The organism is Rathayibacter sp. VKM Ac-2856 (assembly GCF_013205055.1).
Classification (GTDB): Bacteria; Actinomycetota; Actinomycetes; order Actinomycetales; family Microbacteriaceae; genus Rathayibacter.
Window position 1 is genome coordinate 822,017 of sequence record NZ_JABMLF010000001.1, and the last position, 23,470, is coordinate 845,486.

Sequence of the window (23,470 nt, forward strand, 5' to 3'; positions counted from 1 at the left end):
TGCTCATGATCAGTTCACGGGCCGTTCTACCTGTTCTCTCTGCGGTGTGATCGTTCGCCTGGCCGGTTCCTCCGGATGAGGAGCCGAGCCGGTCAGGTCACGGGTGACGTACTGCTCCACGGCGCTCGCGTCCACGCTCTCGCGCGTCCGGAACGCCCTGCTGAACGCGCGGCGCTTCTCCGCGAGCTCGTAGCAGTCGTACGCGTCGTGCAGCCACGCTCCCCGCCCAGCACGGACGGCTCGCGGATCGACCACGAGGACGTTCGAGGGGAGGACGAGCCTCAGAAGTGAGGCCCTTGGGGCGCGCAGACGGCAGCCGACGCACGTTCTGACGGGTTCCACTGTACTCCCTCGTTCGCGGGAGTGCCTCCCCGCATCGCCGATGGAGGGGATCACTCCCCGTCCATCACCGAATCGGGCTGGATGTCGATCTTGGCGCCGGTGAGCTTGGCGGCGAGTCGGGCGTTCTGGCCCTCCTTGCCGATGGCGAGCGAGAGCTGGTAGTCCGGCACGAGCGCGCGGACGGCCTTGAGGCTCTGATCGATGACGAAGGCGCTGGTCACCTTGGCGGGCGAGAGCGCGCTGGCCACGAACGTGGGCAGGTCGGAGGAGTAGTCGACGATGTCGATCTTCTCGTTGTTGAGCTCCGCGGTCACCGCGCGGACGCGCTGACCGAGCTCGCCGATGCACGCGCCCTTGGCGTTGACGCCGGGCTCGGTCGCGCGCACGGCGATCTTGGTGCGGTGGCCGGCCTCGCGGGCCAGCGAGACGATCTCGACGACGCCCGATGCGATCTCCGGGACCTCGAGGGCGAAGAGCTTGCGGACGAGCGAGGGGTGCGTCCGCGAGACCTGGACCGACGGGCCCTTCGTGCCGCGGCTGACGCTCGTGACGTAGACGCGGATGCGGCGGCCGTGGCTGTAGTCCTCGCCCGGCACCTGCTCCTCGGGAGAGAGGATGGCCTCGATCGAGCCGAGGTCGACGTGGATCATCTTCGGGTTGGGGCCCTGCTGGATGACGCCGGCGACGATGTCGCCCTCGCGGCCCTTGAACTCGCCGAGGACCTTCTCGTCGCCGATGTCGCGCAGCCGCTGATTGATGACCTGCTTGGCGGCGAAGGCCGCGATGCGGCCGAAGTCGCGCGGCGAGTCCTCGGACTCGCCGACGACGGCGCCCTCCTCGTCGATCTCGGGCACGAAGACGCTGACGTGCCCGGTCTTGCGGTCGAGGTGCACGCGGGCGTCCACGGCGGTGGCCTTGTCGGCGTCGTCCGCCTGGCCGATGTGCTTGAGGTAGGCGGTGAGGATCGCCTGCTCGATGATCTGCACGAGTTCCTCGAAGGGGATCTCGCGCTCGCGCTCCAGCAGGCGCAGAACGCTCAGGTCGATGTCCACGGGCGGGCCTTTCTCTCTATTCACTTGGGGCGTGGCAGCGCAGCGCGACCACGTCGAAATCCGGTCCCGCGCCGGCGGCGCCGCGGCCAGAGCCGGGCCCGCGCGACGGGACCATTGAGCATAACCGACCGCGCCGGGCGCGGACGGAGAGGACGGGTCGGCTCAGGCGCCGAGTCGGGCGAGCGCCTCGGCGGCGGGCAGCTGCTCGCGCTCCCCGGTCCGCCGGTCCCACAGCTCGACGATCCCGTCGGCGGCGCTGCGGCCGGCGATGACGATCATCGGCACGCCCATCAGCTCCGCGTCGCCGAACTTCACGCCGGGCGAGACCTTCGGGCGGTCGTCGAGCAGCACGTCGCGGCCCGCGGCCTCGAGCGAGGCGCCGACCGACTCGGCGAGGGCGAGCGCCGCCGGGTCCTTGCCGGTCGCGATCACGTGCACGTCGAACGGCGCGACGTTCTCCGGCCAGATCAGCCCGCGGTCGTCGTGGTTGCTCTCGGCGATGATCGCGAGGATGCGGGTCACGCCGATGCCGTAGGAGCCCATGGTGACGGTGACGAGCTTGCCGTTCTCGTCGAGCACCTTGAGGCCGAGGACGTCGGCGTACTTGCGGCCGAGCTGGAAGACGTGGCCGATCTCCATCCCGCGGGCGGTCTCGATCGGGCCGGAGCCGTCGGGGGCCGCGTCGCCCGTCCGCACGTCCGCCACCTCGACGACGTCGTCGGCGGAGAAGTCGCGGCCGGCGACGAGGTCGAGCACGTGCTTGCCGGCGATGTTGGCGCCGGTGATCCAGGAGGTGCCGTCGACGACGCGGGGGTCGAGCAGGAAGCGGATGCCGCTCGCCGACTCCTCCCCCAGCACGGCGCCCTCGGCCGACCACGGGCCGATGTAGCCCTTGACCAGCGCGGGGTGCTTCGCGAAGTCCTCCTCGGTGGCGGCCTCGACCTCGGCGGGCGCGAAGGCGACCTCGGCGCGCTTGAGGTCGACGTCGCGGTCGCCGGGGAGGCCGACGACGACGAGCTCGCGGGTGCCGTCGAGCGCGGCGAGCGCGAGGACGACGTTCTTGAGGGTGTCGCCGGCGGTCCAGGCGCGGCCGTCGGCGCGCGGCTCCTGGGCGTTGGCGAGGTCGACGAGGGTCTGGATGGTCGGGGTGCCGGGCGAGTCGAAGACCCGCGCGGCGCCGAGCCCGTCGAGCGGGAGCGCCTCGGGGACGGGGGTGCGGTACGCCTCGACGTTGGCCGCGTAGCCGCCGGCCGAGCGGACGAAGGTGTCCTCGCCGACCGGGGTCGGGTGCAGGAACTCCTCGCTGCGCGAGCCGCCCATGGCCCCGGCGTCGGCCTGCACGATGACGTACTCGAGGCCGAGGCGCTGGAAGATGCGCTCGTAGGCGTCGCGCTGCAGCTGGTAGCTCGCGTCGAGACCGGCGTCAGTGTAGTCGAAGGAGTACGCGTCCTTCATCGTGAACTCGCGGCCGCGCAGGAGGCCGGCGCGGGGGCGCGCCTCGTCGCGGTACTTGTCCTGGATCTGGTACAGCGACAGCGGCAGGTCCTTGTAGGACGAGTAGAGGTCCTTGACCAGGAGGGTGAAGAACTCCTCGTGGGTCGGCGCCAGCATGTAGTCCGCGTCCTTGCGGTCCTTCAGGCGGAAGACGCCGTCGCCGTACTCGGTCCAGCGGCCGGAGAGCTCGTAGGGCTCGCGGGGCAGCAGCGCGGGGAAGTGGACCTCCTGCGCACCGGCGGCGGCCATCTCGGCGTGGATGATCGCCTCGATGCGGCGCTTCACCTTCAGACCGAGCGGCAGCCAAGCGAAGACGCCGGGTGCCTGGCGGCGGATGTAGCCGGCCCGGACGAGGAGGCGGTGGCTCGCGACCTCGGCGTCGGCCGGATCCTCTCGGAGGGTGCGGACGAACAGGTGCGAGAGACGGGTAACCACGAGGGACGATCCTATCCGGAGTCCGCGGCGGGGTGTCCCGCCCGTGTCGCGGCGGCGGACCGGCGTCGCGCCGGCCCGCGCCCGGGACTACTTCGAGACGACGACGACCGGGGAGCCGGTCGAGGTGTCGTCAGCGGGCATCTCGGCGGCCAGGCGGTTGGCCTCCTCGATCAGCGTCTTGACGATCTCGGACTCGGGGACCGTCTTGATGACCTCGCCCTTGACGAAGATCTGGCCCTTGCCGTTGCCGGAGGCGACGCCGAGGTCGGCCTCGCGCGCCTCACCCGGTCCGTTGACGACGCAGCCCATGACGGCGACGCGCAGCGGCACGCTCATGCCCTCGAGGCCGGCGGTCACGTCGTTCGCGAGCGTGTAGACGTCGACCTGCGCGCGGCCGCAGCTCGGGCAGGAGACGATCTCGAGCTTGCGCTCGCGGAGGTTCAGCGACTGCAGGATCTGCAGGCCGACCTTGACCTCCTGGGCGGGCGGAGCCGACAGCGAGACGCGGATGGTGTCGCCGATGCCCTCGCCGAGCAGGATGCCGAACGCCGTCGCCGACTTGATGGTGCCCTGGAACTCGGGGCCGGCCTCGGTGACGCCGAGGTGCAGCGGCCAGTCGCCGCGCTCGGCGAGCTGGCGGTAGGCCTGGACCATGATCACCGGGTCGTTGTGCTTGACCGAGATCTTGAAGTCGTGGAAGTCGTGCTCCTCGAAGAGGCTCGCCTCCCAGACGGCGCTCTCGACGAGCGCCTCGGGGGTCGCCTTGCCGTACTTCTGCAGGAGGCTGGGCTCGAGCGATCCGGCGTTGACGCCGATGCGGATGGAGACGCCCGCGGCCTTCGCGGCGGCCGCGATCTTGCCGACCTGGTCGTCGAACTTGCGGATATTGCCGGGGTTCACCCGGACGGCCGCGCAGCCGGCGTCGATCGCCGCGTAGACGTAGTTCGGCTGGAAGTGGATGTCCGCGATGACGGGGATCTGGCTCTTCTTCGCGATGATCGGCAGCGCCTCCGCGTCGTCGCGGCTGGGCACGGCGACGCGCACGATGTCGCAGCCGGAGGCGGTCAGCTCGGCGATCTGCTGGAGCGTCGCGTTGATGTTCGTGGTGGGCGTGGTGCACATCGACTGCACGCTGACGGGGGCGTCACCGCCGACGAGCACCTTCCCGACCTTGATCTGACGGGTCTTCCGGCGGGGGGCGAGGGTCACGGGGACCTTGGGCAAACCCAGATTCACAGCAGGCACGCGCCCCATCGTACGCGCGCCGCGCGGCCCGCCGCCGACGCTCCCCCGGTTCCCAGGTCCCACCGATCTCCGCGGAGCCGCACCGGCCCTCCCCCCTCCCCGAGCGAGCGCCCCGTCGACGTCCGATCCGCAGGCGATCCCCCGCCCACCAGGCGTCCACCCCCGTCCGCCCGTCTCCTCCCCGCCCCCTCTCCTGCAGATCGCACAGACCTCCGCGGCTAGCCGAGCAGAATTTCGGCACCACCTCCGAGGCGAACGCGCGAATCGCGTGCCAGCGATTCGCGAGAGCCGACCGCGACCCGCTCCTCCCCGCCCCACCCGTCGCGAAGCCGACCGCGCGACGCCGGGCAGGGACCGGCGTCGAACAAGCACAGCCAGACCGCGGCGAGCCGGGCTGGGACCGGCGCCACGCTGAAGGCGAACGCGCGAATCGCGTGCCAGCGATTCGCGCCAGCCGCCCGCGACCCGCTCCTCCCCACCCCACCCGTCGCGAAGCCGACCGCGCGACGCCGGGCAGGGACCGGCGTCGAACAAGCACAGCCCGACCGCGGCGAGCCGGGCAGGGACCGGCTCGCAAGACAACTCAGAACAAGGTGATCGGCTTGACGATGTCGGCGTAGATGAGCAGCAGGCTCATGCCGCCCAGCAGCAGGACGACCGCGTAGGTGAGCGGCAGCAGCTTGGCGATGTCGACGGGTCCCGGGTCGCGCCGGCCGAAGAGCTTGGCGATGCGGCGGCGCAGGCCCTCCCAGAGCGCGCCGGCGATGTGTCCGCCGTCCATGGGCAGGAGAGGGACGAGGTTGAAGACGAAGAGCGCGACGTTGAGGGACGCGAGGACGCCGACCATCGTCTGCACCTTGGAGACGACGGGGAGCTGGTCCGACGCGGCGATCTCGCCGGCGATGCGGCCGACGCCGACGACGCTGATCGGGCCGTTCGCGTCGCGCGCCTCGGTGCCGAAGGCGGCCTGGGCGACGTCGATGAGGCGCTGGGGCAGGTTGAGGATGACGTGGGCGACGCTGGCGACGTTCTCCCCGACGGTCTCGGGGACGGCGGTGATCGGCTGCTGCACGAGCGCCTGGGTGGGCGAGATGCCGATGAAGCCGACGGTCTGCGTCTCGACCGCGCCGGAGGCGTCGAGCACCGCGTTGCCGGCGTCGTCGGTGACGGCCACCTCGTTCTCGGCGGGGGTGATCGACAGGGTGAGGCTCTCGCCGTCGCGGTCGACGGCGACGCGGAGCGGGACGCCCGCCGAGGCGCGAATGATCGGGGTGAGGTCGTTCCAGGACGAGACGGGCGCGCCGTCGATCGCGGTGATCGTGTCGCCGGGCAGGATGCCGGCCGCCGCGCCGGGCGCGAGCGGGTCGTCGGCGGAGCAGCTCTCGGTGGTCGTGTCGCTCGCCGGGACGACGCACTGCGAGACGCTCGAGATCGTCGAGGTGTTCTGGGCGACGCCGATCCCGCAGAGCAGGACGGTGAAGAGGACGGTCGCGATCACCAGGTTCATGAACGGCCCGCCGAACATCACGATGACGCGCTTCCAGACCGCGAGGCGGTAGAAGGCGCGGTGGTCCTCGCCCTCGCCGATGGTCTCGGCGCTGGCGGCGCGGGCCTCGTCGATCATCGTCGCGTAGCCGCCGCGGCGGGGCTCGGGATCGGGCGCCGACTCGTTGCCGTTCAGTCCGTTGAAGAAGCCGGTGCTCGACTCGCCGACCCGGTCGCCCGGGTGCTTGGGCGGGTACATGCCGATCATCGCGATGTAGCCGCCGAGCGGCAGCGCCTTGACGCCGTACTCCGTCTCGCCGCGGCGGAAGGAGAAGAGCGTCCGGCCGAAGCCGATCATGTACTGCGTCACCTTGACGCCGAACAGCTTCGCCGGAACGAGGTGCCCGACCTCGTGCAGAGCGATCGAGAGCATCACGCCCACGGCGATGATGACGACGCCGAGGACGAAGAGCAGCACGGATTCCACTCGGTCACTGTAGGCCGCGGGGTCCCCCCTCGGCTGGAGAGGCGCTGGAGGAACGCGAAGAGCGTCCGATCAGCGCGCCGGTGCTGCTGCGGAGAAGGTCAGGCGGCGGCGATCCGCGCGTCGGCGGTCCGGCGCGCCCAGGTCTCCGCGTCGGCCAGCGACTCGCGGGTCAGCTCGCCCTCGACCGTGTGCGCGTCGACCACCGCCTCGACCGTCGCGAGGATGTCGAGGTAGCCGATCCGACCGGCGTGGAACGCCTGCACGGCCTGCTCGTTGGCCGCGTTGAAGACGGCCGGGTACGACGCGCCGGCGGCACCGACCTTCTTGGCGAGCCGGACGGAGGGGAACGCCTCCTCGTCGAGGGGCTCGAACGTCCAGGACTGCGCGCGGGTCCAGTCCAGCGGCACGCCCACGCCGGCGACGCGGTGCGGCCAGTCCAGGCCCAGCGAGATCGGCAGCCGCATGTCCGGCGGCGAGGCCTGGGCGATCGTGGAGCCGTCCACGAACTCGACCATGGAGTGCACGATCGACTGCGGATGCACCGTCACGTCGATCCGGTCGTAGGGCACGTCGAAGAGCAGGTGCGCCTCGATCACCTCCAGGCCCTTGTTGACGAGGGTGGAGGAGTTGGTCGTCACGACCAGGCCCATGTCCCAGGTCGGGTGGGCGAGGGCCTCGGCCGGGGTGACGTCGCGGAGGGAGGCACGGTCGCGCCCGCGGAACGGCCCGCCCGACGCGGTGAGCACCAGCCTGCGGACCTCGCGGTGCTCCCCCGCCAGCAGCGCCTGGGCGATGGCCGAGTGCTCGGAGTCGACGGGCACGATCTGCCCGGGAGCGGCGATCGAGGTGACCAGCTCGCCGCCGACGATCAGCGACTCCTTGTTGGCCAGGGCGAGCGTGCGGCCCTCCTCGAGGGCGGCGAGCGTCGGGCCGAGCCCGACGGAGCCGGTGATGCCGTTGAGGACCACGTCCGCGTCGACCGAGCGGATCAGCTGCTCGGCCTCCGCGGCGCCGAAGGCGGTGTGCTCGACGCCGAAGTCGCGCGCCTGCTGCGCGACGACCTCGCGGTTGGAGCCGGCCGCCAGCCCGACGACCTCGAAGCGGTCGCGGTTCGCGCCGATGACGTCGAGGGCCTGCGTGCCGATGGACCCGGTCGAGCCGAGGATGATGACCCTGCGCATCCGCCCATCCTGGCACGGGGGCCGCGGCCCGGTGCGGCCGAGCGGGGTCAGCTCACCGCGAGGATGTCGACCACGAACACGAGCGTGTCGGTGCCGCTGATGCCGGCCTGGGTGTTGCCCGCCTCGCCGTAGCCCTTGTCCGGCGGGATGACCACGAGCACCTGCGAGCCGACGGTCTGGCCGACCACGGCCTCCTTGAAGCCCTCGATCACGTCGCCCGTGCCGAAGGACGCGGGCGTGCCGTTGCCCCAGCTCTGGTCGAAGACCTCACCGGTGCCCCAGACGACGCCCTGGTACTGCACGATCAGCGAGTCGCCGTCGACGACGGTCTGACCGCCGCCCTTCTTCAGCACCGCGAGCTGCAGCTCGGCCGGCGGATCGGTCTCGGGGATCGTCACTGTGGGGGCGCCGTCCTCGGCGAGCGCCACCGTCGGCAGTCCGTCGACCGGGGCCTGCGGCTCGCCGGTCGCGGCCGAGGGGACGATGCCCTCGACGTCGATGACCATGACGATGGAGTCGTCCGCGGCGATGCCGAGGTCGGTGCTGCCGGCGTCGCCGAACGCATCGGCGGGCGGGACGACCGCGACGACCCGCGAGCCGACCGTGGCGCAGTTGACCGCCTTGACGAGGCCGGCGAGGTACTGGTCGGTGTCGACCTCGAAGGCGGCGCGGCCCCCCGAGGCGTAGCTGCTCGCCGAGAACTCGGCGCCGCTCGTGCCGTTGTAGAGGGTGTAGTCGACGAGGACCGTGTCGCCCTCGGCGACCGCGTCGCCCGTGCCCTCGATGACGGTCGTGCCCTCGGTCGCCTCGACGCTCATCGGGGTCGGGAAGACGGTGACCGGCTTCGTGGCGAAGTCGCCGGCGGCCTCCACCGCGTCGGACGCGTCGCCGGGGGCGATGCAGGAGAGCGGAGTGGCGGTCGCACTCGGCGTCGCCTCGGGAGTGCCGTCCGTGCAGGCCGCGAGGCTCAGGGAGGCGCCGAGGACGGCGAGGATCGCGAGGGTTCTGCGCACGGGTGCACCTTTCCTGCCCGGCAGGGAGCGGGACGACGTCGGGGGGATCCGTCCATCCTGCGGGCTGCGCCTTCGACGCGCCTGAACGATCGCTCCATGCCGCGCACCCGGTCGCCTCGCGACGGAGCGTCTCCGGCCCGCTCCCCGGGAGCCGCGCCTAGCATGGAGGAATGCGTGAATTCTCGGTCCCCCAGTCCCGCGCGCTCGTCACCGAGCTGCCCGGCCCCCGCTCGATCGCGCTGCAGGAGCGCCGCGTCGCGAGCGTCTCCCGCGGTGCCGGAACCCTCGCGAACATCTACATGGACCACGCCTCGGGCGCCGTCCTCGTCGACGTCGACGGCAACCGCCTGATCGACCTCGGCTGCGGCATCGGCGTCACCACCATCGGCCACGCGCACCCGGCGGTCGCCGCGGCCGCCGCCGCGCAGGCCGAGAAGCTCACCCACACCCTCTTCACGGTGACCCCCTACGAGAACTACGTCCGGGTCGCCGAGAAGCTCGCCGAGATCACTCCCGGCGACTTCGAGAAGCACTCGATCCTGGTCAACTCGGGAGCGGAGGCCGTCGAGAACGCGGTCAAGATCGCGCGCAAGCACACGGGCCGCCGAGCCATCGCCTCCCTCGACCACGCCTTCCACGGCCGCACGAACCTGACCATGGCGATGACCTACCGCCCCTGGCCGGAGCGCGCCGGCATGGGCCCGTTCCCCGGCGAGATCTACAGCCTCCCGATGAGCTACCCCTTCCGCGACCCCGAGGGCATGACGGGCGCGGAGGCGGCCGAGCGCGCCATCGACTACATCACCACCCACATCGGCGCCCAGGAGCTCGCGGCCCTCTTCGTCGAGCCGATCCAGGGCGACGGCGGCATCATCATCCCGGCGGCCGGCTACTTCGAGCGGCTGTCCGAGTTCTGCACCGAGAACGGCATCGTCTTCGTCGCCGACGAGATCCAGGCCGGCATCGCCCGCACCGGCGCCTGGTACTCGATCGAGCACTTCGGCGTCGTCCCGGACCTCATCACCTCGGCCAAGGGCATCGCCGGCGGCTTCCCGCTCGCGGCCGTCACCGGCCGCGCCGAGATCATGGACGCCGTGCAGCCCGGCGGCATCGGCGGCACCTTCGGCGGCAACCCCGTCTCGACCGCCGCCGCGCTGGCCACCTTCGAGGCGATCGAGTCCGAGGGGCTGATCGCCGAGGCGCAGCGCGTCGAGCGCGCCCTGCAGGCCCGCATCGGCGACTGGGCCGACCGCTTCGCCGTCGTCGGCGAGGTCCGCGGCAAGGGCGCGATGTTCGGTGTCGAGCTCGTGCACCCCGGCACGAAGAAGCAGAACCCGGAGGCGCTCTCCGCCGTCCTCAAGCACGTCACCACGAACGGCGTCATCGCCCTCGACGCCGGCAGCTGGGACAGCGTGCTGCGCATCATGCCGAGCGTGGTCATCAGCGAGGAGCTGATCGACGACGCCGCGAGCGTCATCGAGGAGGCGCTCGCGACCTTCGACTGAGCTCGCGCCGCGCACCGACGGGCCGTTCCTCCTCGGGAGGGGCGGCCCGCGGTCGTCCACCGGGGCGGTCGCCGCGTCGATCCTCGGGTCGGGTCGCGACGGCGCGGGGCCGGAGCGCCCGGCGGGGCATGACCCGAGCGGCATGCACCCGCCGGTAGCGTCGGGCGAATGCCGACCGACGACGCTCCCGCACCGCCGACACCCCCGGGGATCGGCGTCTCCGCCCGCGTGGCCCGCTTCACGATGAGCCGCCTCGGTCGGATGATCTACCGGCCGATCGTCGAGGGCCGGGACAACGTGCCGCGCACCGGTCCGGTCATCCTCGCCAGCAACCACCTGTCGTTCATCGACTCGCCCGTGCTGACGCTGCTGGCGCCCCGGCCGGTGCAGTTCCTCGCCAAGGCCGACTACTTCACCGGCACCGGGGCGCGCGGCGCTCTCTCGCGCTCCTTCTTCACGGCGGTCGGAGCGGTCGCCGTCGAGCGCGGCGCCGGCCAGGCCGCGCAGGAGGCACTCGATCTCGGGCGCGCGATCCTCGAGCGCGACGAGGCGTTCGCGGTCTACCCCGAGGGCACCCGCTCGCGTGACGGCCGCCTGTACCGGGGCCGCACCGGAGTGGCCTGGCTCGCCCTCACCACCGGCGCCCCGGTCGTCCCGGTCGGGCTCATCGGCACGCAGGAGCTCCAGCCGGTGGGCTCCAGGATCCCGCGCCTGCACCGGATCACGGTGCGCTTCGGCGATCCGCTCGATCTGTCGCGGCACGGCTCGGCCGACTCCGGACGCGCGCGCCGGCACGCCACCGACGAGGTGATGGCCGCGATCCACGCGCTGTCGGGCCAGGAGGCCGCGGGCGTCTACAACGAGTCGCCGCCGGTCGGCACCGTCGACCGCATCCGGCGAGCCCTGCCGCACGAGCGGCGCTGAGCGCCCGCGGCCGACCCCGTGCGGTCAGCGCGCGTCGGCCGCCGAGGTCCGCGGCTCGTGCCCGACCGGGAAGTTGACCGAGTTCGCGATGAAGCAGAGCCGGGACGCCTCGCCGTGCAGCGACTGCGCGACCTCGACCATCGACTCGTGCGCGACCCGCACCCTCGGCCGGAGGGTGACCGAGGCGAAGCGCCCGCCCTCGCCCTCCTGCACCATCCGGCCGAGGGCGTCGTCGACGTACTCGGTGACGACGACGCCGTTCTTCACGGCGACGTGGAGGTAGGAGAGCAGGTGGCACTGCGCGAGGGCGGCGAGCAGGAGCTGCTCGGGGTTCCAGCGGTCCGGGTCGCCGCGGAAGGGCTTGTCGGCCGAGCCGAGGATGGGCGCCGGACCCTCGGCGACGAGGACGTTCTGGCGGCCGTACTCCCGGTAGCCGCTGGTGCCGCTGCCGCGGTTGCCCTCCCAGACGACGGAAACGGCGTAATCGTGCTCCGATCGCATCGGATCCCTCCTTCTCGGCCGTGGTTCAGGCCGGTCTCGACGGTCTGGACCCCTGCTCCTCCGAGGCCCGCGGGTACACTCGGAGGACCATGACAGACACGCTCGCTCCCCAGGTTCCCACGTCGGCCGTCCCCCAGGAGCGTCTCGTCGCGACCGAGATCCCCGGTCCCCGATCCCGCGCGCTGCACGAGCGCCGCCTGGCCGTCGTCCCCACCGGAGTCGGCACCGCGCTGCCCGTCTACATCGACCGCGCGCACGGCGCGATCCTCGTCGACGTCGACGGCAACCGCTTCATCGACCTGGGCGCCGGCATCGGCGTGACCACGATCGGCCACACGGACGACGCCGTCGTCGCGGCCGCGACCGCCCAGCTCGGCCGCCTCACCCACACGCTCTTCACCGTGACGCCCTACGAGCCGTACATCCGCGTCGCGGAGCTGCTCGGCGAGCACACCCCCGGCGACCACGCGAAGAAGACCGTGCTGGTCAACTCCGGCGCCGAGGCCGTCGAGAACGCGGTGAAGATCGCCCGCAAGCACACCGGCCGTCCCGGTGTCGCGGTGCTCGACCACGCCTACCACGGCCGCACGAACCTCACGATGGCGATGAACTTCAAGGCGCTCCCCTACGGCCTCGGCTTCGGACCGTTCGCCGGCGACGTGCACCGCGCTCCGAGCTCGTACCCGTACCACGACGGCCTCTCGGGCGCCGAGGCGGCCGAACAGACCATCTCCTACCTCGAGAAGACGGTCGGCGCCTCCGCCCTGGCCTGCCTCGTCGTCGAGCCCATCCAGGGCGAGGGCGGCTTCATGGTGCCGGCGCAGGGCTTCCTCACGGCGCTGCAGGAGTGGTGCACCGCGAACGGCATCGTCTTCGTCGCCGACGAGATCCAGTCGGGCATGGCCCGCACCGGCGCCTGGTTCGCCAGCGAGCACTTCGGGCTCGTCCCGGACCTCGTGCTGTCCGCCAAGGGCATCGCGGGCGGTCTGCCCCTCGCCGGCGTCACCGGCCGCGCCGAGATCATGGACTCCGCGCAGGCCGGCGGTCTCGGCGGCACCTTCGGCGGCAACCCCGTCGCCGCCGCCGCCGCGGTCGCGGTCTTCGAGCGGATCGAGCAGGAGGGCCTCCTCGCCGAGGCCGACCGGATCGGAGCCCGCCTGGGCGCCGCGCTCCGCGCACTGCAGGAGCGCTACGACATCATCGGCGACGTCCGCGGCATCGGCGCGATGATGGCGATCGAGCTGGTCGAGCCGGGCACCGCGCAGACCACCAAGCGGCCCAACACCGCTGCCGTCGGCGCGATCATCGACTACGCCGCGAAGCACGGCGTGCTCGTGCTCAGCGCCGGCACCTACGGCAATGTGGTGCGCTTCCTCCCGAGCCTCGCCCTGACGGACGAGCTGCTCGACGAGGCGGTCGCCGTGCTCGGTGAGGCGTTCGCGACCCTCTGAGTCCCGCTCCTCCCCTCGACGGCCCGGCCCCTCCGCTCAGGAGGCGCCGGGCCGTCGGGCAAGATGGGGGGATGTCCGCAGGTACCTTCACCCTCGCCGAATCCGTCGAACTGGCGGTGGTCGAGCGCTCCGGCTTCGTCGAGTCGCGCCACGCCGGATCGGCCGTGCTCCTCGACTCCGACGGCCGCGTCGCCCGCAGCCTGGGCACACCGACGGCCCCGGTCTTCCCCCGCTCCTGCCTGAAGCCCTTCCAGGCCCTCGCCGTGATGACCGCCGGCGTCGAGCTGAGCGGTGCGGAGGCGGTCATCGCGACGGCGAGCCACGCGGGCATCCCGCAGCACGTCGCCCTGGTGCAGAACCTGCTCTTCCGCGCCGGACTCGACCACACCGCGCTGCAGTGCCCGGCCGACTGGCCGACGGACTCCGCCTCGCGCACCAAGCTGCTGCGCGCCGGCGCCAGCGCCGACCCGCTCTACATGAACTGCTCGGGCAAGCACGCCGCGATGCTGCTCGCCTGCGTGCAGAACGGCTGGAGCACCGACGACTACCTCGAGCGCTCCCACCCGCTGCAGCAGCACATCGTCGACACCATCGAGCGTCTCACCGGCGAGCGGGTCGTCGCCACCGGCATCGACGGCTGCGGCGCGCCCGTGCACGCGCTGCCGCTCACCGCGCTGGCGAAGGGGATCTCGCGGATCGTCTCCTCCTCCCCCGCCTCGCCCTTCGGGCTCTACCGCCAGGCCGGCGTGCTCACCGAGGCGATCCTCGAGAACGCCTGGGCGCTGGACGGGCCGGGCCGCGACAACACCGTGGTGATCGAGCGCCTGGGCCTGGTCGCGAAGCTCGGCGCCGAGGGCGTGCTGGTGATGGCGTCCCCCGACGGCACGACCGTCGCTCTCAAGATCCTCGACGGCAGTCTGCGCGCCGCGACGGTCGTCGCCCTGAAGCTCCTGGTCGAGGCGGGCACCGTCGACCGCGCCGCGGCGAACGAGGTGCTCGTGCGCCTCAACCCCGTGGTCACGGGCGGCGGGCAGCCGGTCGGGGCGATCCGCGCGTCGTACGTCTGAGCCGCGGTCCTACTGCGTCCTCGCGAGGCGCTTGGCCCGTGCGGCGGAGGACACCTGGACGACGACCACGATGGCGATCGCCAGGACGAACACCGCTGAGGCGATGACGTTCGCCTCCGCGGGGATGCCGCGGGCCGCCGCGATGTAGATGTACTTCGGGAAGGTCGTCACGGATCCGGAGTTGAAGTTCGTGATGATGAAGTCGTCGAAGCTCAGCGCGAAGGACAGCAGCGCCGCGGCGAGGATCCCGGGCAGCAGGAGCGGGAAGGTGATCCGCCAGAACACCTGGCTCGGCGAGGCGTAGAGATCGCGACCCGCCTCCTCCAGACGCGGATCCAGGCTCGCCACGCGGGCCTTGACCGTGACCACGACGAAGCTGATGCAGAACATCGTGTGCGCCAGGATGATCGTGACCAGGCCCTTCTCGGTGCCGACCGCGAGGAACTGAGCGGCCAGACCGGCACCGAGCACCACCTCGGGCGTGGCCATCGGCAGGAACAGCAGCAGGCTGATCGCGGAGCGGAACCGGAAGCGGAACCGCACCAGGGCGATCGCGATCATCGTGCCGAGAGCCGTCGCCAGGACGGTCGCGACGACGCCGACCAGCAGGCTGTTGCCGAACGCCGTCATCACCTCCTCGCTCGTCCACGCCGAGACCCACTTGTCGAAGGTGAACCCGCGCCAGGCCAAATTGCTCTTGCCCGAGTCGTTGAACGAGAAGACGAAGGTGTAGGCGATGGGGATCAGCAGGAAGATCAGCGCGAGCGCGGTGTAGACCCCCAGACCCAGGCCCGTGAAGCGCCGCGGACCGCGGACGGGGGCGGGCGGCGGTGCGCCCAGCGCCTCCTGGGCGCTCGCGACGGGACGGTCGGCGGTGGCGGTCACAGGAGGTCCTCCGTTCCACTGCGCTTCACGTAGAAGCCGACGATCACCAGGATGACCGCCATCAGCACGATCGAGAGCGCGGCCGCGGCCGGGTAGTTCTCGAGCGTGAGGAAGTTGGCCTCGATCGCGTTGCCGACCATCGAGGTCTGCGACGAGCCGAGGAAGTCGCGACTGGCGTTGATGTAGTCGCCCGCTGCCGGGATGAAGGTGAGCAGCGTCCCGGAGACGATGCCGGGCATCGAGAGCGGGACGGTGACCTTCCAGAACACCGAGGCGGGGTGGGCGTAGAGATCGGAGCCGGCCTCGAGCAGCCGCGTGTCCAGCCGCTCCAGCGTCGTGTACAGCGGCAGCGTCATGAAGGGGATGAAGTTGTAGGTGATGCCGAAGACGACCGCGATCGGCGTTCCCGTGAGGTGTCCGTCCGAGGGCAGGATCGCCACGGCCTTGAGGGCCTGGACGAGCGGGCTCTCGTCGGCGAGGATCTGCTTCCACGCCAGGGTGCGCAGCAGGAAGCTGATGAAGAACGGCGCGATCACGAGGGTGAGCAGCAGGTTCTGCAGCAGCGGCCACGGCCGGGCCTTCACCCCGATGAAGTAGGCGAGCGGGTAGCTGATGACGAGCGCGAGCACCGTCGCGATCACCGCGTAGCCGAAGGAGCGCACGGCGTGCGGCCAGTAGTCGGCCATCACGACGAGGTAGTTCTGCCAGGCGAAGCCCGGGGCGTACTCGCCGATGTCGCCGTCCGGCACCTCGATCTGGAACGAGGTGAGCACGAGCGAGATCAGCGGCGTGAGGAAGAAGAGCAGCATGTAGACGATGCCCGGCAGCAGGAGCACCAGAGCGATCGTCGACCGTCGGCGGACCGGCGGCTCGAGAGTGCCGGTCGAGCCGGAGGCGAACGCGGCGAAGGCCATGCCTACGCCCCTCCGCTGCGCCCGGCGAGGAGCCCGCGCTTCTGCAGCGCGATCGAGCGGGTGGAGTCGTCGGCGGCGAAGCGTGGGACCGTGCCCGGCTCGTCGGCCAGGCCGAAGCCGTGCTCGATGCTCCAGCTGACCCAGACCTGCGCGCCCTCGCCGACGACGGGGCCGAAGACCATGTTCTGCGCGAAGACGACGACGGAGCCCAGCGTGGGGATCTCGATCGTGTACTGCGTGCTGACACCGCTGAAGGAGACGTCGACGACGCGGCCCGGGCCGAGCACGTTGCGATCCGGCGACTCGGCCGGCGCCTCAGTGAGCAGCAGGAGCTTCTCGGGGCGGACGCCGATCGTCATCTCGCCCGACTCGCGGGCGGCGCGGGCCGTGGGGACGACGATCCGGGCGTCACCGGCGGCGACGGTCAGCGCCGTGCCGCTGGATCCGACGACCTCGCCGGTGAAGAGGTTCGACTGGCCGAGGAAGTTCGCGACGAACACCGTGCGCGGGAGCTCGTAGAGCGCCTCGGGGGCGCCCATCTGCTCGATGCGGCCCTTGTTCATCACGGCGACCGTGTCGGCCATGGTCATGGCCTCCTCCTGATCGTGGGTGACGTGCAGGAAGGTGAGGCCGACCTCCTCCTGGATCGACTTCAGCTCGAGCTGCATCTGGCGGCGGAGCTTGAGGTCCAGGGCGCCGAGCGGCTCGTCCAGGAGCAGCAGCGCGGGCCGGTTGACGATCGCCCGGGCGAGGGCGACCCGCTGCTGCTGCCCGCCGGAGAGCTGCGCGGGTCGGCGCTGGGCGAGGTGGTCGAGCTCGACCAGCCGGAGCGCCTCGTGCGCCTTGCCGACGGGGTCGCCGATCCGGCGGCGCTTCAGCCCGAAGGCGACGTTCTCGAGGATCGACATGTGCGGGAACAGCGCGTACGACTGGAAGACCGTGTTCACCGGGCGCTGGTACGTCTTGGTGGTGGTGACGTCCTTCCCGCCGATGAGGATCCGGCCGCCGCTGGGCTCCTCGAGGCCCGCCACGAGACGCAGCGTGGTCGTCTTGCCGCAGCCCGAGGGCCCGAGGAGGGCGAAGAAGGATCCTGCGGGGATCGTGAGGTCGAGGGAGTCGATGGCGGTGAAGCCCGGGTACTGCTTGCTGATCCCGACCAGTTCGAGGTCGGCGCCGCTCTCGGCGAAGGTTCCGGTCGCCATCAGATGCCCAGCAGCACTTTCTGGAACTCGGCCTGGTAGTCCTTCTCCTCGTCCGCGGTGAGCGTGCGGAAGATGTGGGACTGCGCGAGCGTGTCCTCGTCGGGGAAGATCAGCTGGTTCTCGGCCAGCTCCGGGTCGATGCTCTCCATGGCGTCCTTCGCTCCGTCGACGGGGGTGATGTAGTTGACCCAGGCGGCCAGCTCGGCGGCGACCTCGGGCTCGTAGTAGTAGTTCATGAGCGCTTCGGCATTCGCCTTGCGCTGCGAGCCCATCGGCACGACGAAGGTGTCGTTCCACAGGGTCCCGCCCGAGTCGGGGAGCGCGAACTCCCACTTGTCGCCTGCCTCGGCGTTGATCAGCGTGATGTCCCCGGACCAGCAGATCGCGGCGAGGGTGTCCTCGTTCTGCAGGTCGTTGAGGTACGCGTTGCCCTTGATGTTGCGGATCTGACCGTCGTCGACCTGCTTGCGGAAGACGTCGATCGCGTTCATGTACTCGTCGTCGCCCCACGACCCGGCGATGTCGGTGCCCTGGGCGAGCATGATCAGCCCGATCGTGTCGCGCATCTCGCTCAGCACTCCGACGCGACCGCGCAGAGCCGGGTCCCAGAGGTCGTCGACGCTGGCGAGGCCGTTCGGGAGCTTCTCCTTGTTCCAGCAGATCCCGGCGAAGCCGGCCTGGAACGGGAGCGAGAGGTGGCGGCCGGGGTCGAAGTCCGGGTTCGCGAGCGAGGGCGTGAGGTTCGCGATGTTCGGGATGTTCGCGTGGTCCAGCTCCTGGATGTAGCCCCGCCGAGCGAGCCGCGAGACCATCCACTCCGTGAGGCAGACGGTGTCGGCGCCGATGTACTGGCCGAGGGCGAGCTGGTCCTTGACCTTGCCGTAGTAGGAGTTGTTGTCGTCGACCGCGACGTTGTAGGTGACGGAGATGCCGGACTGCTCCTCGAACGCCATCAGGGTCGGGTAGCCGCCCGCGTCGTCCTCGTCGAGGTAGGCGGGCCAGTTGTCCCAGACCAGCCTCGGGTCCGTGGCGGACTCGTCGACGGCGGCGGTCGGAGCGGCACGGGACACCGGTGCGCAGCCGGCGAGCGCCAGCGCACCGACGCCCAGGCCGAGGCCGCCGAGGACGGCGCGCCGGGAGAGCATCGCCCGCCGCTCCCGCTCGTGTGAACGGGCGACGGCGATGGCCTCGCGGAGGACGGGGTCCCTCGGGAGAGGACGGGTCATGGCTGAGGCTCCTGACTGCGTCGGTGCTCGGGCCCACCGGCGTGAACGTGGGGAAATACTGGCACAGTGCTCGGACGTCTGTCGATGCGAGACGGACGAGATCGGTCATCCGGAAACATGATCGTCACGAAATCCGCGTTCCGGACGCGTTCTGACCACCGATTCCTCCTGTTCGCGGCGACGGAGCGTCGGGCCACCGCGCGCGCTCGAGGCGTCCGTCGATCACCAGGAGCACCCGCTCCCCCGTGCAGAGCGGTGCCGGAGGGAGCGGACCGAGCACGACCCGCGCCTCCGCCACCGGGACGTCGAGCACGACGGGAGCGGCTGCGCGGAGGCGCTCGAGGCGCGCTCGCGCCGACGACCACTCGAGGACGGATCCGAGGACGGCGGCACCGGGAGGGCACGCGTCCTCGGCCTGCGCGAGCGGGACCGCCGGGACTCCGCTCGCGGCGAGCCGCGCTCGCAGAGCCGCCACGCGGTGGGTCAGGACGGCGAAGGGCGCCTCTCCCGTCGGGACGACCGGCACCCCGCTGCGGCGGTGGGACGGGGCCGGCGGAGGCGGCCCGAAGAGCTGGATCCGCTCCCCGCGCCACCACCCCGCGCCCGCCGGGAGGTCGGCCCGGTACGGCTCGCCGTGCAGCGCCAGGAGCTGGTGCTCCTGCCGGTGCGCGGCGCGCAGGAGCAGCACGTCGTCGAAGGCGTCCCGAACGCCCGCGAGTCCGTCGGTGACGCGGCGGGCGCTCGCGACGATCGGCCGGGCTCCGGAGCGGAGCGCCGTCTGGAGGGCGTCGAGGAGCCGTCGGCGCTCCTCCTCGGTGCAGCGCCGCAGCAGCAGATCGAGGTCGTCGAGCAGAAGTGGGCCCCCGGCCCCCTCCGGGGCGAGGACCGCGTCCCACGCCTCCTCGGCGTCGAGCGGCCCGACGACGCGAGCACCGCCGAGCTGGGCGGCGACCACGCCGAGCGCGCCGCTGCGGCCGGCCCCGGAGGCTCCGAGCACGAGGAGCGAGCGCCGGTCCCACTCGACGACGTCCTGGCGCTGCTCTCCCGGGCGGTCGACCAGGCCGAGCGCGACCCGGTCCTCGCTCGCCCGCGCACTCGGAGGCAGCGGGATCCGCGCCGGAAGCGGATCGAGCCAGGGGCGGTGCACGGGAGCGTCCTCACCGGCCGCGAGGGCCGCCGCCGCGATGTCGCCCTCCTCCGCCAGCGCCGCCTGGGCGAGCCGCAGCCGTCCGCCGATCGAGACGACGCAGCGCCCGGCGGCTCCGTGCGGGATCCGGGCGGCGGCGTCCGACGCGACGAGCGAGCGCGAATCGGCCGTGTCGTGCACCCGGAGCGCGATCCGCAGCCCGCAGTTCGCCGCGACCGCGTCGCGCACGACGCCGACCGGGCGCTGCGTGCAGAGAACGAGGTGGACGCCGAGCGAGCGCCCGCGCGCGGCGATGTCGGCGAAGGTGCGGTGCAGCTCCGGCGCGCGCTCGAGGACGACCGCGCACTCGTCGACGACGACGATCAGCCGCGTCAGCACACCGGGAGCCAGTCGGGCGATGTCCGGCACGCCGCGCTCCGCGAGGACGATCTCGCGGCGCCGCAGCTCGGCGGCGATGCTCGCGAACGCGCGGGCGGCGCCCTCGGGATCGAGATCGGTGATCACCCCGGCGACGTGCGGGAGCCGTCGCAGTGCGGCGAACCCCGCTCCGCCCTTGAAGTCCGCGAGCAGGAAGGTCACGGCGGAGGGGCGGTAGCGCGCCGCCAGGGCGACGACCCACGCGATGAGCAGCTCGCTCTTCCCGCTCCCGGTCGTGCCGCCGACGACGGCGTGCGGTCCGTCCCGCACCAGATCGATCTCGAGGGGCCCCTCCGCGGTCCGCCCGAGCAGCACCGGGAGCCCGCCGGCGCCGTCGCCCCGGACCGGCATGCCGAGTGAGGAGAGCCGGACCGTGCCGGGCAGCTCCTGCGCTCCGGGCCCGTGCGCCGCAGCGAGGGACTCGGCGTGACGCCGCGCCTGCTCCGCGGAGACCCAGTCGACGACCAGCGCCTCCCGCACCCCCGCTCCGGCTCGGCCGACCGCGCTCGCGGGCTCCGCGCCGCCGACCTGGACGATGCAGCGGCACCGCGGAGGCAGCTCGGCCGCGGTGCGCGCGAGGGCGATGACGGAGTCGGCGGCCGTCGACGCGCCCGCCTCCACGACGGCGAGGCTGAGCGACGCCGTGGCCGAGCGCACGTGCGGAAGGGGTCGGACGCAGTCCCACGCGGCGCCGGCCGGCAGCTCGATGCGGAGGGAGTCCGGCGCGACGAGCTCCGCGACCTGCACCAGGAGCGCCCGCGCGAGGGCGCGGACGAGGACCGGCGGCCCGACGACGCCGATCCCGGCCGAGAGCGGGACCGTGAGCGGTCCGCCGCCACCCGCGGGCGCATCCTCGGCTTCCCGCGCCCGCCCGAGCACGACCTCGAAGCCGGTGGCCGACCGGCGCCAGCGGGCGTCCACCGGCACCCGGTGCTCGAGGACGTCGAGCGGCGGAGGCGACGCCCGGCGGAGCGCCGCCAGCTCCTCCGCCCGCACCCGCGCCGCGGCGGCGGCGTGCTCGGCCAGCTCCCGCGCGTAGCGCTCGGCCTCACGACGGGCCGTGCGGCGGCGCAGGCGTGCGCCCTCGAGGAAGGACGCGAGAGCGACGAGGGGGCCGAGCGCCGCGAGGGCGAGCGTGTACGGCGACGAGGTCAGCGCGTACAGGACGAGCGACGAGAGCACCGGCGTCAGCGCGGCGATCCACGGGAACGGCGGGCGGGGCGGGACCCTCGGCGGAGTCGGGGCCGGGAGGGGAGGCGGTCGCCTCTCGCCCGGGTGCTGGATCGTCATGCGACCAGAGAAGCGGACGCCGCTCCCCCGCGGCGGGTCAGCGGGTGATCGGTGGACGGTTCGAGGCTGTGGAGGAGCCCTCCACCCGCTCCACCGCCATCTCGACCGACGAGAGGAGCAGTCTGCTGCCGATCTTCGCGCGATAGCGCCGCCCGGCCTCGAGCGGGAGCGGAGCCTGCGTGGGCGCGACGAGCACCGAGCCGTTCGCCGACCAGCGATCGCTGACCCAGAGCCCACCCTCGTCGAAGCCGAACTCGAGGTGCGTCTTCGAGAGCGAGCGGGTCGGGTCGGGCACGGCGAGGATGTGGCGGAAGCTCTCCCCGGGGTCCGGGAGCGGCTGACGGCCGATGAGTCCGTTGCCGGTGACGATGGCGTGCTGACCGGACGCGAAGATCAGACGCACGAGCCCCTGGCTCGGCGGGGCCATCGGCGCGCCCGGCGCGGGCCGACGATGCCGACCCGGTGCGAGGCCCGGCAGCCAGGCCCGGCGGGACGGGTCGAGGACGGTGGTGTCACCGGAGGAGGCAGGACGGGACGCGCCTCGGGTGGCGTGCGGGGCCACCGGGGTGCCGCACTCGCCGCAGAGGATCGCCCCGGCGTCGAGGGTGGAGCCACACGTGCTGCAGATCACCGAGTTCACCCTCCTCTCCCCATGGTAACCGCGGTCCGGTCGCGTCTTCCGGGACGCCGATCAGTCGTCGGCCCCGGTGACGGCGAGGACGTCGACGACGATGACCGTGACGTTGTCCCGGCCGCCGTTCCCGAGCGCCGCCTCGACGAGCTCGTCCGCCGCCTCCTGGGCGGTCGCGGCGGTCGAGAGCACGTGCTCGAGACCCGCGTCGGTGAGCTCCTTGGTCAGCCCGTCTGAGCAGACCAGGAGTCGCGACGGAGCGATCACGGGGACCAACCGGTAGTCGGGGACGGGCGGCTCGTGGAAGCCGACGGCCCGGGTGATCACGTTGCTGTGCGGGTGCACGTCCGCCTCGTCCCGCGAGATGAGGCCGGCGTCGACGAGCTCCTGGACGATCGAGTGGTCGACCGTCAGCTGCACCAGGGCTCCCTGGACGCAGAGGTAGACGCGCGAGTCGCCGATGTTGAAGACGGACCAGTAGGGCTCGCCGCCCACGACGGTGAGCGCTGCTCCGGTGACGGTGGTGCCGGTGCCGCCGTCCGCCGTCCGGGACTGACGGGCGATGTCGTCGACCGCCTCGCGGAGCGCGCGATCGATCTCCTCCGCGCCCACCGTCGCTCCGGTCGCGGCGAGCGAGAGCCGCGACACGACGGCGTCGCTGGCCACCTCGCCGGCGGCGTGACCGCCCATCCCGTCGGCGACGGCGAAGAGCGGGGACTTCGCGAGGTAGCTGTCCTCGTTCGCACTCCGGACGAGACCGACCTCGGTGCGGGCCGCCCAGCCGAGCGTCACCTCCGCGGAGGGAGCGTCGGAGGACCAGGCCGAGACGGGGACGGTCACCGACGCTCGGCTGCGGCCGATCTGCGTCATCGCGTCTCCTCGCCTCCGCCGGCGCCGCGCGTGCGGGCCGATCCCTCCGATGCTATCGGCTGCGGAGGCGGCGCCGATGCCCGTGCACCACCGGTGCCGAGCCGCCAGCGCATCTCCGAACCAGGAGCAGGAGAGCGCTCCCCCCACGGCGGATTCCGTCTCCCGAGACCGCTCCCCGATGCGGATTCACTTGCCGGTGCCCGCCGGGGCTGCCAGGATCATCGCATGAGCCCCTCCCGCCCTCCTTCCTCGCGCCCGCTCCAGCTGGACGACGTGTCCAAGGCGATCATCGAGCAGCTGCAGGCCGACGGGCGGCGCTCCTACGCCGAGATCGGCAAGGCGGTCGGGCTGAGCGAGGCGGCGGTCCGCCAGCGGGTGCAGAAGCTGACGGAGTCGGGCGTCATGCAGATCGTCGCCGTGACCGATCCGATGCAGCTCGGCTTCTACCGCCAGGCCATGATCGGCGTCCGCGTGACGGGCGACACCCGAGTCGTCGCGGACAGCCTCGCGGCGATCCCCGCCGTCGACTACGTCGTCCTCACCGCGGGCACCTTCGACATCCTCGCCGAGGTCGTCTGCGAGAACGACGACGATCTGATCGCCCTGCTCAACCAGGAGATCCGCTCGCTCCCGGGGGTCCTCTCGACCGAGACCTTCGTCTATCTGAAACTCCACAAGCAGTTCTACAACTGGGGAACGCGGTAAC

At 72.1% G+C, this 23,470-nt stretch carries 20 protein-coding genes; 5 read left to right on the top strand and 15 right to left on the bottom strand.

Annotated features, from left to right (window positions below; translation table 11 throughout):
- Positions 1-9: 9 nt before the first annotated feature.
- From HQQ82_RS03825 to HQQ82_RS03855, 7 genes are all read right to left on the bottom strand, one after another.
- Positions 10-396 (bottom strand): YlxR family protein, encoded by a 387-nt coding sequence (locus HQQ82_RS03825; RefSeq protein ID WP_367947798.1) that lies wholly within the window; start codon positions 394-396, stop codon positions 10-12.
- Complete coding sequence (gene nusA / locus HQQ82_RS03830; RefSeq protein WP_173231727.1) at positions 393-1,394, bottom strand: transcription termination factor NusA; 1,002 nt, start codon at positions 1,392-1,394, stop codon at positions 393-395. Before nusA ends, HQQ82_RS03825 begins: the two co-directional genes overlap by 4 nt.
- 162 nt (positions 1,395-1,556) lie before the next feature.
- On the bottom strand, positions 1,557-3,323 hold the full coding sequence (locus tag HQQ82_RS03835; protein WP_173231728.1) for a proline--tRNA ligase: 1,767 nt from the start codon (positions 3,321-3,323) through the stop codon (positions 1,557-1,559).
- Positions 3,324-3,410: 87 nt separating this feature from the next.
- Complete coding sequence (gene ispG, locus HQQ82_RS03840; RefSeq protein ID WP_123445529.1) at positions 3,411-4,568, bottom strand: flavodoxin-dependent (E)-4-hydroxy-3-methylbut-2-enyl-diphosphate synthase; 1,158 nt, start codon at positions 4,566-4,568, stop codon at positions 3,411-3,413.
- Between the two features lie 583 nt (positions 4,569-5,151).
- Positions 5,152-6,540, bottom strand: a complete 1,389-nt coding sequence (locus HQQ82_RS03845; protein ID WP_367947799.1) for an RIP metalloprotease — start codon at positions 6,538-6,540, stop codon at positions 5,152-5,154.
- 98 nt (positions 6,541-6,638) lie between these two features.
- Entirely contained in the window at positions 6,639-7,721 is a 1,083-nt protein-coding gene (locus tag HQQ82_RS03850; RefSeq protein WP_173231729.1) for a 1-deoxy-D-xylulose-5-phosphate reductoisomerase, read from the bottom strand.
- A gap of 47 nt (positions 7,722-7,768) precedes the next feature.
- The gene (locus HQQ82_RS03855) at positions 7,769-8,734 is read right to left on the bottom strand and encodes an FKBP-type peptidyl-prolyl cis-trans isomerase (protein ID WP_173231730.1); all 966 of its coding nucleotides are present in this window, start codon (positions 8,732-8,734) and stop codon (positions 7,769-7,771) included.
- 170 nt (positions 8,735-8,904) lie between these two features.
- Between HQQ82_RS03855 and HQQ82_RS03860 the strand changes: the two genes are divergently transcribed.
- Positions 8,905-10,239, top strand: a complete 1,335-nt coding sequence (locus HQQ82_RS03860; protein ID WP_173231731.1) for an aminotransferase class III-fold pyridoxal phosphate-dependent enzyme — start codon at positions 8,905-8,907, stop codon at positions 10,237-10,239.
- 243 nt (positions 10,240-10,482) lie between these two features.
- Positions 10,483-11,163: a 1-acyl-sn-glycerol-3-phosphate acyltransferase gene (locus HQQ82_RS03865; protein ID WP_254071265.1), complete on the top strand. Its 681-nt coding sequence runs from the start codon at positions 10,483-10,485 to the stop codon at positions 11,161-11,163.
- A gap of 24 nt (positions 11,164-11,187) precedes the next feature.
- On the opposite strand, the gene HQQ82_RS03870 is transcribed toward HQQ82_RS03865, so the two are convergent.
- A complete protein-coding gene (locus tag HQQ82_RS03870) occupies positions 11,188-11,664 on the bottom strand; it encodes an OsmC family protein (protein ID WP_173231733.1) in 477 nt (158 codons plus the stop codon).
- A gap of 89 nt (positions 11,665-11,753) precedes the next feature.
- Here HQQ82_RS03870 and gabT point away from each other — a divergent pair, with 89 nt between their 5' ends.
- Together gabT and HQQ82_RS03880 are read left to right on the top strand one after the other, a co-directional pair.
- Positions 11,754-13,115, top strand: coding sequence for a 4-aminobutyrate--2-oxoglutarate transaminase (gene gabT, locus HQQ82_RS03875; RefSeq protein ID WP_173231734.1), 1,362 nt, complete (start codon positions 11,754-11,756; stop codon positions 13,113-13,115).
- A gap of 71 nt (positions 13,116-13,186) precedes the next feature.
- On the top strand, positions 13,187-14,182 hold the full coding sequence (locus HQQ82_RS03880) for an asparaginase (RefSeq protein WP_173231735.1): 996 nt from the start codon (positions 13,187-13,189) through the stop codon (positions 14,180-14,182).
- Positions 14,183-14,191: 9 nt separating this feature from the next.
- On the opposite strand, the gene HQQ82_RS03885 is transcribed toward HQQ82_RS03880, so the two are convergent.
- The 7 genes from HQQ82_RS03885 to HQQ82_RS03915 all read right to left on the bottom strand — a co-directional run bounded on the left by HQQ82_RS03885 (position 14,192) and on the right by HQQ82_RS03915 (position 22,764).
- On the bottom strand, positions 14,192-14,971 hold the full coding sequence (locus tag HQQ82_RS03885) for an ABC transporter permease (protein WP_254071266.1): 780 nt from the start codon (positions 14,969-14,971) through the stop codon (positions 14,192-14,194).
- Positions 14,972-15,063: 92 nt separating this feature from the next.
- Positions 15,064-15,981 (bottom strand): ABC transporter permease, encoded by a 918-nt coding sequence (locus tag HQQ82_RS03890; RefSeq protein WP_173231736.1) that lies wholly within the window; start codon positions 15,979-15,981, stop codon positions 15,064-15,066.
- Positions 15,982-15,983: 2 nt separating this feature from the next.
- Positions 15,984-17,183, bottom strand: coding sequence for an ABC transporter ATP-binding protein (locus tag HQQ82_RS03895; protein ID WP_173231737.1), 1,200 nt, complete (start codon positions 17,181-17,183; stop codon positions 15,984-15,986).
- Positions 17,183-18,409, bottom strand: a complete 1,227-nt coding sequence (locus tag HQQ82_RS03900; protein WP_173231738.1) for a PotD/PotF family extracellular solute-binding protein — start codon at positions 18,407-18,409, stop codon at positions 17,183-17,185. Before HQQ82_RS03900 ends, HQQ82_RS03895 begins: the two co-directional genes overlap by 1 nt.
- Positions 18,410-18,533: 124 nt before the next feature.
- On the bottom strand, positions 18,534-21,263 hold the full coding sequence (locus HQQ82_RS03905; protein ID WP_173231739.1) for an FtsK/SpoIIIE domain-containing protein: 2,730 nt from the start codon (positions 21,261-21,263) through the stop codon (positions 18,534-18,536).
- Between the two features lie 37 nt (positions 21,264-21,300).
- The gene (locus HQQ82_RS03910) at positions 21,301-21,894 is read right to left on the bottom strand and encodes a hypothetical protein (protein ID WP_173231740.1); all 594 of its coding nucleotides are present in this window, start codon (positions 21,892-21,894) and stop codon (positions 21,301-21,303) included.
- Between the two features lie 60 nt (positions 21,895-21,954).
- The gene (locus HQQ82_RS03915) at positions 21,955-22,764 is read right to left on the bottom strand and encodes a PP2C family serine/threonine-protein phosphatase (RefSeq protein WP_173231741.1); all 810 of its coding nucleotides are present in this window, start codon (positions 22,762-22,764) and stop codon (positions 21,955-21,957) included.
- Between the two features lie 225 nt (positions 22,765-22,989).
- Between HQQ82_RS03915 and HQQ82_RS03920 the strand changes: the two genes are divergently transcribed.
- On the top strand, positions 22,990-23,469 hold the full coding sequence (locus HQQ82_RS03920; protein ID WP_173231742.1) for an Lrp/AsnC family transcriptional regulator: 480 nt from the start codon (positions 22,990-22,992) through the stop codon (positions 23,467-23,469).
- Position 23,470: the final 1 nt, after the last annotated feature.